The sequence below is a fragment of the Gordonia sp. NPDC058843 genome (genome assembly GCF_042743165.1).
Lineage (GTDB): Bacteria > Actinomycetota > Actinomycetes > Mycobacteriales > Mycobacteriaceae > Gordonia.
This window is the reverse complement of record NZ_JBHYNC010000007.1, coordinates 46077-61278: the sequence shown is the minus strand read 5'-3', so window position 1 is coordinate 61278 and position 15202 is coordinate 46077. Positions and strand designations below refer to the sequence as shown.

The 15202-nt window shown below is 68.6% G+C and carries 15 protein-coding genes; 7 read left to right on the top strand and 8 right to left on the bottom strand.

What is annotated here, in order from left to right:
* Window positions 1–2: 2 nt before the first annotated feature.
* Window positions 3–704, bottom strand: coding sequence for a TetR/AcrR family transcriptional regulator (locus tag ACFW3F_RS07335; RefSeq protein WP_388055782.1), 702 nt, complete (start codon window positions 702–704; stop codon window positions 3–5).
* 86 nt (window positions 705–790) lie between these two features.
* Between ACFW3F_RS07335 and ACFW3F_RS07330 the strand changes: the two genes are divergently transcribed.
* Window positions 791–1744: an oxygenase MpaB family protein gene (locus ACFW3F_RS07330; protein WP_388055780.1), complete on the top strand. Its 954-nt coding sequence runs from the start codon at window positions 791–793 to the stop codon at window positions 1742–1744.
* Between the two features lie 277 nt (window positions 1745–2021).
* Here the strand turns inward: ACFW3F_RS07330 and ACFW3F_RS07325 are convergent, their stop codons facing one another.
* Together ACFW3F_RS07325 and ACFW3F_RS07320 are read right to left on the bottom strand one after the other, a co-directional pair.
* Entirely contained in the window at window positions 2022–3302 is a 1281-nt protein-coding gene (locus tag ACFW3F_RS07325) for an alpha-hydroxy-acid oxidizing protein (protein WP_388055778.1), read from the bottom strand.
* 58 nt (window positions 3303–3360) lie between these two features.
* A complete protein-coding gene (locus ACFW3F_RS07320) occupies window positions 3361–3654 on the bottom strand; it encodes a hypothetical protein (protein WP_388055776.1) in 294 nt (97 codons plus the stop codon).
* Window positions 3655–3759: 105 nt separating this feature from the next.
* On the opposite strand from ACFW3F_RS07320, the gene ACFW3F_RS07315 reads away from it, so the two are divergent.
* The 6 genes from ACFW3F_RS07315 (at window position 3760) to ACFW3F_RS07290 (ending at window position 9857) form a co-directional block, all read left to right on the top strand.
* Window positions 3760–4902: a polyprenyl synthetase family protein gene (locus tag ACFW3F_RS07315; RefSeq protein ID WP_388055774.1), complete on the top strand. Its 1143-nt coding sequence runs from the start codon at window positions 3760–3762 to the stop codon at window positions 4900–4902.
* Window positions 4899–5615, top strand: coding sequence for a monooxygenase (locus ACFW3F_RS07310; protein WP_388055772.1), 717 nt, complete (start codon window positions 4899–4901; stop codon window positions 5613–5615). Before ACFW3F_RS07315 ends, ACFW3F_RS07310 begins: the two co-directional genes overlap by 4 nt.
* A 5-nt stretch (window positions 5616–5620) precedes the next feature.
* Window positions 5621–6490, top strand: coding sequence for a carotenoid biosynthesis protein (locus tag ACFW3F_RS07305; protein ID WP_388055995.1), 870 nt, complete (start codon window positions 5621–5623; stop codon window positions 6488–6490).
* Complete coding sequence (locus tag ACFW3F_RS07300; RefSeq protein WP_388055770.1) at window positions 6477–7610, top strand: glycosyltransferase; 1134 nt, start codon at window positions 6477–6479, stop codon at window positions 7608–7610. Before ACFW3F_RS07305 ends, ACFW3F_RS07300 begins: the two co-directional genes overlap by 14 nt.
* Window positions 7607–9106 (top strand): phytoene desaturase family protein, encoded by a 1500-nt coding sequence (locus ACFW3F_RS07295; protein WP_388055768.1) that lies wholly within the window; start codon window positions 7607–7609, stop codon window positions 9104–9106. The genes ACFW3F_RS07300 and ACFW3F_RS07295 overlap by 4 nt, the downstream gene beginning before the upstream one ends.
* Window positions 9107–9260: 154 nt before the next feature.
* Window positions 9261–9857, top strand: coding sequence for a hypothetical protein (locus ACFW3F_RS07290; protein ID WP_388055766.1), 597 nt, complete (start codon window positions 9261–9263; stop codon window positions 9855–9857).
* A gap of 314 nt (window positions 9858–10171) precedes the next feature.
* Here ACFW3F_RS07290 and crtI read toward each other — a convergent pair whose 3' ends face one another.
* The 5 genes from crtI to ACFW3F_RS07265 form a co-directional block, all read right to left on the bottom strand.
* Window positions 10172–11779, bottom strand: a complete 1608-nt coding sequence (gene crtI / locus ACFW3F_RS07285; protein ID WP_388055764.1) for a phytoene desaturase family protein — start codon at window positions 11777–11779, stop codon at window positions 10172–10174.
* Between the two features lie 53 nt (window positions 11780–11832).
* Window positions 11833–12774 (bottom strand): phytoene/squalene synthase family protein, encoded by a 942-nt coding sequence (locus ACFW3F_RS07280; protein WP_388055762.1) that lies wholly within the window; start codon window positions 12772–12774, stop codon window positions 11833–11835.
* A gap of 44 nt (window positions 12775–12818) precedes the next feature.
* Window positions 12819–13382 carry an isopentenyl-diphosphate Delta-isomerase gene (gene idi, locus ACFW3F_RS07275; RefSeq protein WP_388055760.1) on the bottom strand — a complete coding sequence of 188 codons (564 nt, stop codon included), beginning with the start codon at window positions 13380–13382 and terminating at the stop codon, window positions 12819–12821.
* Between the two features lie 147 nt (window positions 13383–13529).
* Window positions 13530–14252: a CDP-alcohol phosphatidyltransferase family protein gene (locus tag ACFW3F_RS07270; protein WP_388055758.1), complete on the bottom strand. Its 723-nt coding sequence runs from the start codon at window positions 14250–14252 to the stop codon at window positions 13530–13532.
* Window positions 14236–15102, bottom strand: a complete 867-nt coding sequence (locus tag ACFW3F_RS07265; protein ID WP_388055756.1) for a YhjD/YihY/BrkB family envelope integrity protein — start codon at window positions 15100–15102, stop codon at window positions 14236–14238. The genes ACFW3F_RS07270 and ACFW3F_RS07265 overlap by 17 nt, the downstream gene beginning before the upstream one ends.
* Window positions 15103–15202: the final 100 nt, after the last annotated feature.

The following is a 15202-nucleotide window of genomic DNA, read 5'->3' as shown; positions in this document are numbered from 1 at the left end:
AACTACTCCGCATCGCCGCTACGGCGCGACAGACTCTTCTCCAGCATCTCGGCGGGCGAGACCAGCAATGCGATGCTCAGATCGACGACGTCGGCCTTGCCGAGTTCGACGTCCCCCTCGAGCCAGGCCGCGAGCAGCCGACTGAGTCCACCGACCTGATAGTGCGCCACGCCGACGGCTGCGGACGGGCCGACATGGACGTCGAGAATGGCCGACGTGCTCTGCAGGGTGAGGCCCGCGAACAGCGTGGTCGACTCCATCCGCTTGGCCGCGATGACCGGGCTCAGCAGGGCCTGCGAGAACAGCAGCCGCCCCTTGCGGCGGTCCGCGTCGATGACGTCGACGATCGCCGCCACCGCGCCGGCGACCTTCGCGCGCATGCTCGCGCCCTCGGAGAACGCCGCCAGACTGGCCTGTGCGATCTCCTCGATGACCTCGTCGTACATGACGCCGACGAGCTGATCGACCGACTCGAAACTCTCGTAGAAGTACCGGGCGGTGAGTCCGGCATGCCGACACACGCCGCGCACCGTCACCGCGCCCACGTCACCGGCGCCGAGCAGGTCGAGCCCGGCGTCTAACAGCGCTGATCGACGCCGCGCGACGCGGGTGTCGCCGCCCTCACCGCCGTAGGCGCGGAGCGTGCCGGCCGAGTCCGACGCCGCACCGGATCGGCTGTCCGGAGTCGATGGTGCTCGTCCCATGGTTCCTATCTTGACACCCCGGTAAGTTAGGTGTGTCATTAAACGGGAAACAAACGTTTCCAGATTTCGAGCAGGAGGGGTGTTCGATGGCAACGGAGCCTATCACCAGTGGAAGTTCGGCCCTGTCACCACAGCCGTCGCCGGACGTGACCACTGAGGTTCAGGAGTTCCTCACCGCGGAGCGCCCGGACACCGAGTTCCTCCCCTCATCCGCCCGCATGTCCCGAGCCGAGCTCGACGCGCTCCCCACCAGCGACCTCGACCCCCTCGGCATCGGCGTACTCGCCGGCGCCGCGAACGTCATCATGCAGCTCAGCCTCCCTGCGGTCGGGTACGGCGTCTACGAGAGCCGCGTGGACTCGGGGAACCTGTTCAAGCACCCGATGAAGCGCGGCCGCACCACGCTGAGTTACCTCGCCGTCGCCGGACTCGGCAGCGCCAAGGACCGCAAGGCCTACCGGAAGGCCATCGGCAAGGCGCACGCGCAGGTCCGATCGACCGCCGACAGCCCTGTGAAGTACAACGCCTTCGACCCGACCCTGCAGCTGTGGGTCGCGGCCTGTCTCTACCGCGGGACCGAGGACGTCCACCGCATCTTCGGTGGGGTCACCGAGGTGACCGACGAGCGCTACCAGGCCGGCGCGGTACTCGGCACGACGCTGCAGGTCCCGCGCGAGATGTGGCCCGCCACGCGCGAGGACTTCGAGACGTACTGGAACGAGACGGTCGAGACCCTCGAGATCGACGACACCATCCGCGAGTACCTGATGTCGATCGCCCGCGCCGAGTTCCTCGGCCCCGTGGTCTCCCGGTTGTTCGGCTGGCATTTCCAGATCATGGCCATCGGATTCCTGCCCGAGAACTTCCGTCGCAAGATGCGGGTTCAGCTCTCGCCGTGGCAGGAGCTGTACTTCGACAAGCACAACGCGGTCCTGCGCGCCGTCATCACGCGCGCCCCGAAGTGGGTACGCGCCTTCCCGTTCAACGTCCTACTCGCCGACGTCCGGTGGCGTATGCGCACGGGTCGCCCGCTGGTCTGAGTCGTCGAGGCTCGTCAACCTCGACGCGCCCCCGAATTTCACGCTCCCTGAGGTGTGAGCGAAGCGAGCCACGACGGGCCTCGCAACGTGTCGCACCAGGCCCTTCGAGGCTCGTCGCTTGCGCTCCTCGCACCTCAGGGAGCAGGGGTTATGCGGTTCTTTCGGATTAGGGACCAGGGGTTATGCGGTTCTTTCGGATTAGGGACCAGGGGTTATGCGGTTCTTTCGGATTAGGGAGCAGGGGTTATGCGGTCTTTCGGATTAGGGGACAGTGGGTCTACAGCCGCCGAAGCGCCTCGCGGCCGAGCTCGGCGACATCGGTGTGCCCCGCGAGCCCGAGGGTGAGGTCGAGTTCGGCGATGATGTCGGCGACCGCGTCGCGGGCACCGTCGGCTCCCGCGAGGGCGAGACCGTACATGTGCGGTCGCCCGATGCAGGCGGCGTCGGCACCGAGGGCGAGCGCCTTGAACACGTCGGAACCGGTGTAGATCCCCGAGTCGACGAGGACCTTGATGCGGCCATCGACAACCGGCGCGATGGTGTCGAGGGCGTCGATCGTGCTGATCGCGCCGTCGACCTGCCGGCCGCCGTGATTGGAGACGACGATGCCGTCCACCCCGGCGTCGACGGCACGCCGCGCGTCGTCGGGGTGCAGCACGCCCTTCAAGACGATCGGCAGCGAGGTGCGGGCGCGCAGTCCGGCGAGGTCGTCCCAGTTCAGCGACGGTCGCGAGTAGATGTCGAGGAATGTCTGCACCGCGGCCCGCGGCTGCGGCGACCGGATGTTCTGCAGGAACCGGCCGGGTGCGTTGCGGGTGATCGAGACGAGAGTCGCGATCGCGCCGAGGGAGATCTCCGGGCGTTCGTCGGTCGCGATGCGCAACCGGTCGGCGACGATGTCGACGAACCTACGGTCGGAGGTGTACTGCGCGATGCCCTGACCCCGGGCGAAGGGCAGCGAGCCGAGGTTGAGGTCCTGCGGCCGCCATCCCAGCATCGTCGTGTCCAACGTGACCACCACCGCCTCGGCGCGGATCGCCGCCGCGCGTGCGAGCAGGCTGTCGACGAGGTCGTCGTCGGTGGACCAGTACAGCTGGAACCACCGCGGCGCCCCGTCCGCCACCTCGTCCATCGCCGCCGCGACGTTCTCCATGGCGACGCTCGCCTGATTCGAGAAGATGTACGGCACACCGAGCTCCGCGGCGGCGCGACCGATGAGCGCGTCGGCGTCGGGGGCAGCGAGCGAACCGGCCCCGACCGGTGCGAACAGCACCGGCGCCGGCAACTGCCGGCCGAACAGCTCGACACCCAGATTCCGCTGAGAGACATCCCGCAGGATGCGCGGCACGATCGCCCACCGGTCGAGTGCCGCGCGGTTGGCCGCCATGGTGCGGCCCTCGCCTGCGCCGCCGGCGATGTACGCCCAGGCCCGAGCCGACATCGCACGCTTGGCACGTCGTTCGAGTTCCGCGAAATCCGTTGGCACACGCGGCTTTCGCCGATGCACCCCAGCCGTGTAGATCTCGTTCTGCCGCGCCCGCCCGTATCCGGAGATCATGGGTGGTGATGGTAGTGCCGGCGTCGGCCGTCCGGCCGATATTGCCGAGGCGCGCCGCTCAGCGGGTGGCGACGGCGGTGGCACCTGTCGCGGCGACGGTCACGGCCGCCACGGCCGGCCATGCGCCGATCTTCTTCGCCAGGGGATGCGATCCGCCGAACGCCGCCAGGTAGCCGACCAGCAGACCGCCCGCGACAGCAGGCCCCTTCGTCACCGCCCACTGGCGGGTACACCAGGCACCGGCCGTGCCGAGCACCACACCGCCCAGCTCACGTCGACCGCTGTACCGGGCGACCGCGAAACCACCGACAAGACCGACCGCCACCACGGGCACCGTTGCATCCACAGCCATGCGCCTCACGCTACCGGCTTCACGGCCGCCACCAATCCGTCCACGATTACGGCTCCGAAGACGGGGTAACCGAGCGCAACCCCAGGACTTCCGAAGGACCCCGTCATGACACCGACCGCCGAGATGACCGACTCGTCAGCGCCGCCTGCACGGTCGATCTCCCCGGCCTGCGACCTGCATCCGATCGACTCCTCGACGACCGATCTCGAACTCGTCGAAGAGGTGCTCGTCGCACACTTCCGCAGCCACGCCTCGACCCTGCAGCAGGTCGGGGCGGAACTGACTCCCGCGATCGACGTCGTGTCGGAACGCATCGGCGGCGGCAAGCGTCTGCGCGCCTCGTTCTGCCTCTGGGGCGCACGAGGCGCAGCCGAGGGCCGGACCGTGCCGGGCATCGTCGAGATGGCGGCCGCGATCGAGCTGTTCCATCTCGCCGCCCTGGTCCACGACGACGTGATGGACGACAGCGACGTCCGGCGCGGCCTGCCCACCGTGCACCGACACTTCGCCGACGCCCATCTGCGCGCCCAGCGTCGCGGGGACGCCGAGCGCCACGGCACCGCCGTCGCGATCCTCGTCGGCGACATGTGCCTGTCCTGGTCCGACGATCTCGCCGCGGCGGCGGTGGACGACGCGACCTCCGATACCCGCCGAGCCGTTCGTGACACGTGGTCGGCGATGCGCGACGAGGCCTACGCCGGCCAATACCTGGACATGCTCAGTCAGACCGAGGACAGCACCGACGCCGACCGCACGGCGCGCATCCTGCGCTACAAGAGCGCGCGGTACACGATCGGCCAGCCGCTACGACTCGGCGGCACGCTCGCCGGCGCCCCGTCGGCACTGCTCGAGGCTTACGATCGGATCGGCCTCACCGCCGGCGAGGCCTTCCAACTCCGCGACGACATCTTGGGCGTCTTCGGCGACGAAGAGGTCACCGGCAAGCCCGCCGTCGACGATCTACGGGAAGGCAAGCGCACGATGCTCATCGCGGTGGCCGAGGAATCGGCGGGGCGGATGGAGCGCCGGGTGATCGCCGATTGTCTCGGCAACCCGGATCTCGATGCGGAGGGTGCCGCCCGGATGCGCGAGGTCCTGCACTCCACCGGAGCCGTCGAACGCGTGGAACAGCGCATCGTCGACCTCGCCGAGGAGGCGCTCGGGATCGTCGACGACGCTCCGATCGATTCACTGAGCCGGCATGCCCTGACATCCCTGATCGAACGCTGCGTGTGGCGGCGCGCATGACCGCTCCCGCCGGACCGACGGTCGAGCTCCGCGTCTGGGGTGTCGACCGGGTCCTGCCGGCGCTCGGACGGATGTCGTCCGGCCGTCGGGCCCTCCGCCGCACACCCGGCCTCCGTTTCGCCAAGCTCCTCGGCACCGGCACCGCGCGCACGTTCACCATGGAGAGCGCCGACCTCAAGCACTGGGCCGCCCTCACCGTCTGGTACGACGACGAGTCCGCCTCGGCAGCACAAGATTCCGCAGTCTTTCGACGCTGGCAGGATTCGAGCACCGAGGAACTGCGGGTCACCATGCGACCGCTCCGATCGAAGGGACGGTGGTCGCGTGTCGACCCGTTCGAGACGACGCGTCCGTCGGCCGACCACCGCGGACCCGGAGCCGGGTGGTCGGGCCCGGTCGCCGCGCTGACCCGGGCGCGCCTGCGGCCCACCACGATGGCGTCGTTCTGGCGCGCCGTCCCGCCGGTGGCGACCGAACTCGCAGGCGCACAGGGTAATCGGCTGGCACTCGGCGTCGGCGAACTCCCGATCGGTGTGCAGGGCACGTTCTCGATCTGGGACTCGGCCCAGCATCTGACCGATTTCGCTTATCGCTCCCCCGCTCATCTGTCGGCGGTCCGCCGCACCGCACCGTCGCGCTGGTATGCCGAGGAGCTGTTCGCCCGACTCGCCGTCACCGATGTCGTCGGCACCTACGAGGGGAGGTCGGCGTGAGTCTCCTGCACAGCACCGACCCCGACCGCTCGGTTCCGACGCCTCGATCGCGGACGGACGGCACCACGTCGTGGAATCGGGGGCTGGTCACCGTCGCGTGGATCCTGCTGGCGGCGACGATCGGCGTCCAGATCGCGTTTCCGCTGACCGGCGGCGGCACCCTGCCGCTGACCGTGGCGAGCGTGCTGCTCCTGGCGTCGGCGTCGCTCGTCCACGCGGCCGCGACCCGCGGCGTCGCAGCAGCGGTCGTCCTCGCGGTGGTGGCCGGCGGCGGCGGCCTGGTCGCCGAGTCCGTCGGCGTGAGCACCGGATTCCCGTTCGGGACCTACGAGTACACCGACGGCCTGGGATTGAAGGTCCTCGGCGTGCCGGTGCTGGTCCCGCTGGCCTGGATCATGATGTCGTGGCCCGCGCTGGTCGTGACCCGACGACTCATCCGCGCGATCGGCATCGCCGGGCGGTGGGCACGACCCGCCACCGCCGTAATCGGCGCGTACGCACTGACGGCGTGGGACGTGTTCCTCGATCCGCAGATGGTCGACCAGGGCAATTGGGTGTGGCGGTACCCGACCCCATCCTTGCCCGGGGTGGCCGACATCCCGCTGACGAACTTCGCCGGCTGGTTGCTGGTCTCGTTCCTCATCGTCGCGACGCTGGACCTCCTGATCCGCCGTGACGAGAGCACCGATACCGGCCGTGCCGGAACGGACGCCGTGCCGGTGACTGCGTATCTGTGGACCTACTTCTCGTCGGTGATGGCCCACGCGGTCTTCTTCGGCCGCCCGTCGGTCGCCCTCACCGGCGGACTTTTGATGGGCCTCGTCGCCATCCCGCTGCTGGTCGTCGAGATCAAGGGTCGCCGTGCGGGTGTCTGACCTGCTACGCCCGTTGGTCGCCACGGGTACCGCGCTCTCGCTGGCGTCGTTGGCCCTGACCCTCGACAACGCTCGCCGCGTACGCCGGCCCGATCTCGCCGACATCCCGGCGCCGGAACCGCTTTCGGTGCTCATCCCGATGCGCGACGAGGCCGAGACCGCGGAACGGTGCCTGCTCGCCGTCCTCGAAGCTGCCGACCGCTGGCCCGGTCCGATCAGGATCCTCGTGCTCGACGACGGCTCGGTGGACGGAACCGATGCCGTACTCGCCCGACTGACCGAGTTCGATGACCGACTCGACGTCCTGACTGGTACCACGCCGCCTCCAGATTGGCTCGGAAAGAACTGGGCCTGTGCCCAACTCGCGGACGAGGCGTTCTCCGACGGGGTCTATGTCTTCCTCGACGCGGACGTGGTGGTCGAGCCGCATGCCTTCACCTCGTCGTTCGCGCTGCTCCGCAACACCGGACTCGACCTGGTGAGCCCGTACCCACGGCAGGTCGCCGAAGGTGCGGGCGAACGACTGGTGCAGCCGCTCCTGCAGTGGTCGTGGCTGAGCACCTTGCCACTCGGGCTCGCCGAGCGCTCATCGCGCGAATCCCTCTCGGCCGCAAACGGTCAGTTCCTGGTGGTCGATGCCGCGTCGTACCGGCGCGCCGGTGGCCACGCGGCGGTGCACGACGTCGTGCTCGAGGACATCGCGTTGTTGCGTGCGATCAAGGCGGCCGGCGGCCGCGGCGTCGTTGCGGAGGGAAGCGGCGTCGCCTCCTGCCGGATGTATCACGGCTGGCGAGAGGTTCGCGCGGGCTACCGCAAGTCGCTCTGGTCGGCGTTCGGGTCGCCGGGCGGAACGCTGGCGGCCACCGGGTTGCTGTGCCTGATGTACGTACTCCCCGCGGCCGCAGCGCTGTTCGGCTCGCGAACCGGCCTCGTCGGGTACCTCGCCGGCGTGGCCGCACGGATGGTGTCGGCCCGCTGCACCGGCGGCCGCGAGTGGCCCGACGCCCTCGGCCACCCGCTGTCGATCCTCGTCTTCACCGGCCTCGCAGTGGATTCCACGCTCGCACGGCACCGCGGAGGCCTGGAATGGAAGGGACGACCCATCGAGGTTCGCCGATGACCCGAGTCCTCGTGATCGGCGCGGGCGTCGGTGGGCTGGCCGTCGCCATGCGTCTCGCCTCGACCGGTCATGATGTCACCGTCCTCGAGCAGTTCGACGACGTGGGCGGCAAGCTCGGGGTCATCGAGCACGACGGCTTCGTGTTCGACACCGGCCCGTCACTCGTCACCATGCCGCATGTGTTCGAAGAGCTCTTCGCCGCGACCGGATCGCCGATCCACGAATCCCTGACCCTGGAACGCCTCCCGGTCGCCGCCCGCTACCGCTTCCCCGACGGCACCGTCCTCGACATGCCGGGAACCCTCGACGACATCCCGGCCGCGCTCGACGCCGCCCTCGGACCGGGGCGGGGTGCCCAGTGGTCGTCGTTTCTGGAACGCGCACAACGTGTCTGGGATGTCACGCACGAGCCGTTCCTGGAATCTCCGATGAGCATCCGCACGATGATCGGCGGGATCGCCACCCCGTCGGACGTGCGTACCGTCGCGCCGTGGCGAACGCTGCGCGGTCTCGGCGAGGGTTACCTCGACGACACGCGCCTACGCATGCTGCTCGACCGCTACGCGACCTATACCGGGTCCGACCCGCGCCGCGCACCAGCGGCGCTCGCCTCCGTGCCGTGGTCCGAGCAGGCGTTCGGATCATGGTACGTGCGAGGCGGATTGGGCCGGATCGCCGGCGCGATGCGCGACCGTCTCACCGAACTCGGCGGACGGATCGAACTGGGTGTCGAGGTCGACCGGATCTCGATGGATAGCAATGGCCGGGCCGACGGCGTGGTGCTCACCGATGGAAGCAGGCGACCCGCGGATGTGGTCGTCGCCAATGCCGATGCCCGGCAGGTCTACGACCGTCTGGTGCCGCGTCGCGCGGCCCGCCGTCCCTCGGCGCTGCTGCGACGGACGACGCCGTCCCTGTCCGGGTTCGTGCTCCTCCTCGCCCTCGACGACCCGCCGGCCCAGCCGCACCACCAGGTGCTGTTCGCCGAGGACTACGACGAGGAGTTCGACGCGGTCTTCGGGTTCCGCGGCCCGCCGCGGCCTGTTGCGCGACCGACCGTGTACATCTCCGCCCCGGCCGACCCCGAGATCGTGCCCGGCCCGGGAACGGGCGCGTGGTTCGTGCTGGTGAACGCACCCCGACACGATCCTGAGCACGGCGTCGACTGGGACACTGCGGGTTTGGCCGACTCCTATGCCGACCAGGTCCTCGAGGTGATGGCCGACCGCGGCCTGGACCTGACTGGCCGGGTCCGTCACCGCCTGATCGTCTCGCCGGCCGACCTCGAACGTCGTACCAGGACACCGGGTGGCTCGATCTACGGTTCGTCGTCGAACGGTCCGCGCTCGGCGTTCCTGCGGCCGTCGAACACCTCACCGATACCGGGCCTCTACCTCGTCGGCGGATCGTCGCATCCCGGTGGCGGTCTGCCGCTCGTGGTCATGTCGGCGAAGATCGTCGCGGACCTGGTCGGTCCGGCGCCCGCGCATCGCTGAGTGTTGGGCCGGGCGTACGACGTCGCTTGTTCCTGCCCGAATCATGGTGGGTGCAGCGCGACCCGCGATCGCCGGACCGCTCGGATACGAATGCAACGAGATCGGGCTCACTAGATCCCCGGATTGAAGTTCGCTTGTCCACTACAATCGGCAAATGGCCCAGCCGACAAGAGGTTCCCGGTTCTGCTTGCTCGTCACCGTGATTGCGGCGACCATCGCGGGCGTCCAGGTGGTGGCCGGCGCCGGCGCGTCGTCGGCGTCGCCACTAGACGATCTCGCGCGAGCTCTCCCGAACCTGGGATCGACGGCCGGCCCCGCGCCCGGATACGCGTCACCACAATTCAAGGTGAGCTTCCGGTACATCGAGTCCGACCTCTACAGCTCGAGGGTTCGCCCCTCGGCGAACGTGACGATTGCCGTCGATGACGACATCGATAGATGTGTGCGGGTGGACGATGATGAACGAAAAGACCAGGTGAGCAAGGAAGACCGATCGCCAGGTCGAGTGACCCCGGGAGGCTCGTACACGTTGGGGTTCGAGTTGATGGGTAGTGTGATACCAGGTTGCGGCGGTCGGCAGACAGCAACCGTGCGGTGGCATTTTCGGATATCCAACAGCTTGTCCACGACCACTTTCTCCGCCGCGCTCAACGAGCAGAGCAGACTCACCACCGGTTCACCGAGCAATCCCGATCTCGTCCAACTGGACCAGCCTGGAGCTAGCACACTGATCGTCCAGGTGCAGATCTAAGGCGTGTGATCGCCGGTTCGGTAATCGGTCGGTGCACTCGACTGCGTCAGACCCGATCGCGGTATGTGTAGGCATGCCCGCCCAGGGACGCGGTCACGACCGCCACCGGTACACGCGAGGCTTCCAGGTTGAATCGCTCCTGCGGCGTGAGATTCCGACGCGACCATACCCACCGCGGGCCGCGCCACCATGAACTCGTACGTGATCTCTCCATGTCACCCGGACCTTTCGCCCGCTCACTGTGAGCACCGTCACGCGCTCATACCCGGGTGACCGGGCTGTCAAACCTCGACGGAGCAACCCGTCACTGCAGGTCAGCGACTCCCGACCGGCATCGGCCCCACCGACCGGTCGCCGCGAAGCTTCTTCCGGATGAGTTCGGCGCTGATCAGGCACATCGGCAGGCCGATGCCGGGACGAGTGCTCGATCCCGCGTAATAGAGCCCGTCGACCTTGCGCGACCGGTTCGTCGAACGTAAGAACGCGCTCTGCCGAAGCGTGTGTGCCGGGCCGAGAGCACCGCCGCACCAGGAGTTGACCGAGTCCACGAAGTCGGCGGGGCCGATGGTGCGCCGCACGACGACACGATCGGCGAGGTCGGGAACGCCCGCCCACTGCCCGATCATCGCGATGGCGCGGTCGGCCACCTTCTCGATGTCGGGGTCGCCGCCGCCGTCGACACCACCGTGGCCGAGCCCCGGATCGGGCGGCACCGGCACCAGGATGAAGAGGTTCTCCGAATCCGACGGCGCCACCGAGGAATCGGTGGCCGACGGTTTGCACACGTAGAGCGATGCCGGGTCCGGGACACGCGTGGGGCTTTCGAAGATGGCGTCGAAGTTCGTCTTCCAGTCGTCGGTGAAGAACAGCGAGTGGTGCGCCAGTTCGGGCACCTCGCCGCGCACGCCGAGCAGCGCGAGCACCGCACCCGGACCGGAGGTGGCGCGCTTCCAGTAGCGGTCGGGGAAGGTCTGCAGTTCCCGGGGCAGCAGCCTCGTCTCGAGGTGATGGAGATCGGTGGCACCGATCACGATGTCCGCGAACAGGTCTCGCCTGGCACCGTCAGCGTCTTCGACGCGCACCCCGGCCACCCCGGCGCGACGGCGCCACCGCGCCCACCGGGTTCCGGTGTGCTTCCGTGTCAGGACTGCGGTCGCGGCCGTACCGGTCGAGATCCGTACGCCGCGTTCGCGTGCCACCCGCTCGAGCGCGTCGACCAGGGTGGTGAAACCCCCGTTGGGGTATCGCACACCGTCGGCGAGGTCGAGCCAGCTCATGAGGTGGTACATCGCGGGGGTGCGCTCAGGCGAGGAGCCGAGGAACACCGCTGGATACCCGAGAACCTGACGGAGCCTGCGGTCGGTGAACCGTGCGGCGATGTAGGACTGCAGCGACGTCGTCAGCAGGGTGACGAGGGTCTTCGCGTGCCGCAGTACCGGGAGGCCGAGGAAGGCGCGCGGGGAATCGAAGCTGGTGTAGAGAAACCGTTCCACCGCGAGGTCGTAGGCCTGCCTACCGGTCCGCAGGTAGTTGTCGAGTGCGGCTCCCGCACCCGGTTCGATCTGCTCGAAGAGAGCCCGGTTGCGTTCACGGTCGCCGAAGACGTCTATGGGCTTCTCATCGGAGTCCTCGCGATCGCCGAAGAACACCCGATACCCGGGATCGAGACGCACGAGGTCGAGTTGCTCGGCGGTCGACGTTCCGAGCATCTCGAAGAAGTGGTCGAAGACCTCGGGCATCAACCACCACGACGGGCCGGTGTCGAAGCGGAACCCGTCGCGATCCCAGGAACCGGCTCGACCGCCGAGTTCGTCGTTCTTCTCCACCAGCTCGACGTCGTGCCCGTCGTGGGCGAGAAGGGCGGCCGTGGCCAGTCCGGCGACTCCACCACCGATGACGACGACGCGTCTGGGTTCGCTCATGCGTTGGTCTCTCTTCTGCGGAGCCCACGCAGGACGGCGCGTTCCGGACCCGCTCATACGTTGATCTTTCGTCGCTGGAGGCCGAAGGCGTCGGCACGTGGGGTGGTCCGCGGCATGCCACGCCGCGCGACGGCGGCGGCGGCGATCCGGGCCTTGCCGGGGTTGGGGATTCGCACGCGGGTGCGTCGGGCCTCGGTGGCCGACGACTCGCGGAGGCGGGCGGTCAACTCGGCGAACAGGTCGTGCGCGGTGCACACCGCGACCCGGCTTCCCGCCGGTAGGTGCGGGATGGCGGCCGCGGCGGCGGTGAGGTCGAGATCGATGTCATCGAGCCAGAGTGCCCAGGCGGAGTCGGCCGGGTCGTCGGGGTCGAGGCCGACGAGGTAGCGCCGGCCGAGACCGTCACAGTCCTCGCCGAAGTCGCGCAAGAAGTTGATCTTCTGGAACGCCGCTCCGAGTCGACGCGCGCCCGGCGCAAGGTGGTCGTACTGCGCCGCCGACTTGGGCTCGCCGTCGAGGAACGCGCGCAGGCACATGAGACCCACCACTTCGGCCGACCCGTAGATGTAGGTCGCCAGTGAGTCGAAGTCGTGCTGGACCTGGGTCAGGTCGCTGCGCATGGAGTCGAAGAACGGTCCGACGAGGTCGAGGTCGATCCCGACCCGTCGCGCCGTCTGGGCGAAGGCGTGGACGACGAGATTGCTGCTCGACCCGGTGACGAGCGCGACGCTGGTCTGTTCTTCGAGCTGGTCGAGTTCGTTGCTGCGGTCGACGAGTCCCTGCTCGGGGCGGGGCGCGTCGACGATCTCGTCGGCAACGCGGACCAGCGCGTAGATGTTCTGGATGTCGCGGCGGATCCGCGGGGGTAGCAGTCGCGACGCGAGCCCGAATGAACTCGAATACGACTTGATCACCAGCGCTGCGCTGGCCTCGGCGACCTCGTCGTAGCGTCGGTGGGGTGGAACCACCCCGGTATGACCGGGCATGTGCATCATCCGACCGCTCCTCGTCCTCATGAATTGAACGGATCTGCCTGACGTCATGAATTCGACGCCCGCGACATCGCCGGATGGGTGTCATAGGCGCTGGTGTGCCCCGGCAACTGACGCACCTGCTCGACGAACCAGGGGCTGACCGCCCAGGGTGTCCGCTCGACGAGGGACCACACGTCGGACACGTCGGTCCACACGTGTTCGGCGACCTCGTCCGGGGCCGGTTCCGGCTCTCCGAGGGGTCGCGCCACGAACACCGGGCAGATCTCGTTCTCGACGATCCCGCTCGCGTCGACGGCCCGATAGCGGAAATCCGGCAGGATGCATCGCACGTCGGCGACGTCGATGCCGAGTTCACGGCGGGCATACCGGTGCACGGCATCGACCACGTCTTCGCCCGGGCGCGGATGTCCGCAGAAGGAATTGGTCCACACACCAGGCCAGCTGCGCTTGGACAGGGCCCGGCGGGTCATCAGGATGCGGCCGTTGTCGACGAGGTGGCACGAGAAGGCGAAGTGCAGCGGGGTGTCGAATCCGTGCACGCTCTCGCGGTCTGCCGTGCCACAGGGGCGGCCATCGGCGTCGGCGAGAACTACCGAATCGTTCGTCATCCAGGCATCCTCATCGGGTTTGCGATCATCATGTGAAGCTCGTCGGGTCGAGCTACGTCGTCCATTGTTCGTCACCGACGTCCGGTCCGGATGGGGAGCGAGGCCAACCCGGCGATCCGGACCGAATCCAGCCGACTGCGCCCCTTCTCAGCCCAGTCCGCGGGTCTGTCGGCGCACCGCGATTCCCAACTGGATCGTCCCCACGGCGGCCAGCACGACGCCGATCAGGGCGATGGCGGTGGCGAGCGCATGAGCGAAGCCGATGTCTGCCTTCCACCACAGGGTCGAACACGCCGCGGCGATCACCGCCAGGATCACCCTCGACGGACGCTCCCACACCGTGACCGCACCCGGACCGGTCATCCCGACTGCCTGTGCTGTCGCGCGAGTGATCTCGAGGATCAAGGTGAGGACGGCGATCGTCGCACCGAGCCACGCCGGCGCACCCACGACCACCAGGATGCCGACCAGCATGACGTCTGAGAACCGGTCGGCGACGGCGTCGTTGATGCGTCCCCATCGCGATGCGGTGCCGGTCTGCGCGGCTATCGCGCCGTCGATGCCGTCGAGCAGTGCGGCCAGCAGGATCACGAACGCCGCGAGCAGCGCCCACCAGTCTCCGAGGATGGTCAGGCACAGCGCCAGTGCGGTGGCGATGACTCCCAGTGCGGTGACCGTGTTCGGGGAGATCCCCAGGCGTACGAGCGGGCGCGCGCAACCGTGGCTGATCAACACCCAGTTGCGTACCCAGAAGCTGGTCCGTGGATCGATGCCGCCGTGCAGTTCGGACCAGGCTTCGAGTGCGACCTCCCGAGCCGACGCCGGACGCTGTTCGCTTCCCTGGGCCAGGTGATCAGGCTCGGTGGACACGCTCGCCTCCCTGCATCCCGATGGCCTGGCCGAATGCCCACCCCACGATCACGATGACATGCGCGACGTAGAGCCACAGGCCCGCGGCGACCACCCCACCGATCACCCGAAGACCACCGTAAGGGATTCCGACGTCGATCGGCAGCGACAGGAACAACAAGAATCCCTGGGTGAACCCGGCGATGAAGGATGCGGTCCCGAGCGCGGCCAGCGCCGCGACGCCCAGGGTCTGAGGTCCGGGCGTCACTCGCCAGTACACCCATGTCAGGGCGACCGTGAGGGTCAGCCACACCGTGATGAACTCGACGACGACACGGAGAGCAAGGTCCGCGAACCCCCCGGAACCGCCTCCGTCCGGAGCCAGCGTGGTCAGTGTTCCGCTCACCATCACCACGACATAGGTGAGCGGGGGCAGGACGACCAGCAAGCCCAGCACCCAGATCCGGGAACGCCATCCGGTGAAGCGATCCTCGCGCGGATGCAGCGTGACGCACGCGCGGCGGATTCCCTCGCCGTAGAACGATGCCGGGAACAGCATCACCAGAGCACTCATCAGTGACAGTCCGGTACCCACCGCGACCGCCTCGTCGAAGACGCCGCGGCCGCCCATCTGCGCCGGGACGAGCACCCGCAACTCGGCGAGCGACTCCTCGTCGGGTGCACCCGGCATCCACGTGGTCGACCAGATCGCGAGCAGCGCCCACGGCACCACGGCGATCGCGGCGTAGTAGGTCAGGGTCGCCGCGGCCGCGGCGAGGTCCCCGCGCCCGAGGACGGTGCGGACGTCGGACAGAAGGGCGCGCACGTCGAACGTCTTCGCGTGCTCGCGGATCGTGGTCTCGCGAGTCACCGTGGGGGCCGATCGGCGCGGTGTCACCCCTCCGGAATACCCGAAAACTCCTCACCTACGCCGCCGCGGCGTGTCGAGAGGCCCCTCGGGCGATGTCCGA

Coding starts and splice junctions, on each gene's coding strand:
- ACFW3F_RS07325 (WP_388055778.1), bottom strand. CDS start 3,302: ATGATCTCCGGATACGGGCGGGCGCGGCAGAACGAGATCTACACGGCT.
- ACFW3F_RS07280 (WP_388055762.1), bottom strand. CDS start 12,774: ATGATGCACATGCCCGGTCATACCGGGGTGGTTCCACCCCACCGACGC.
- idi (WP_388055760.1), bottom strand. CDS start 13,382: ATGACGAACGATTCGGTAGTTCTCGCCGACGCCGATGGCCGCCCCTGT.
- ACFW3F_RS07290 (WP_388055766.1), top strand. CDS start 9,261: ATGGCCCAGCCGACAAGAGGTTCCCGGTTCTGCTTGCTCGTCACCGTG.
- crtI (WP_388055764.1), bottom strand. CDS start 11,779: ATGAGCGAACCCAGACGCGTCGTCGTCATCGGTGGTGGAGTCGCCGGA.
- ACFW3F_RS07335 (WP_388055782.1), bottom strand. CDS start 704: ATGGGACGAGCACCATCGACTCCGGACAGCCGATCCGGTGCGGCGTCG.
- ACFW3F_RS07295 (WP_388055768.1), top strand. CDS start 7,607: ATGACCCGAGTCCTCGTGATCGGCGCGGGCGTCGGTGGGCTGGCCGTC.
- ACFW3F_RS07315 (WP_388055774.1), top strand. CDS start 3,760: ATGACACCGACCGCCGAGATGACCGACTCGTCAGCGCCGCCTGCACGG.
- ACFW3F_RS07310 (WP_388055772.1), top strand. CDS start 4,899: ATGACCGCTCCCGCCGGACCGACGGTCGAGCTCCGCGTCTGGGGTGTC.
- ACFW3F_RS07330 (WP_388055780.1), top strand. CDS start 791: ATGGCAACGGAGCCTATCACCAGTGGAAGTTCGGCCCTGTCACCACAG.
- ACFW3F_RS07320 (WP_388055776.1), bottom strand. CDS start 3,654: ATGGCTGTGGATGCAACGGTGCCCGTGGTGGCGGTCGGTCTTGTCGGT.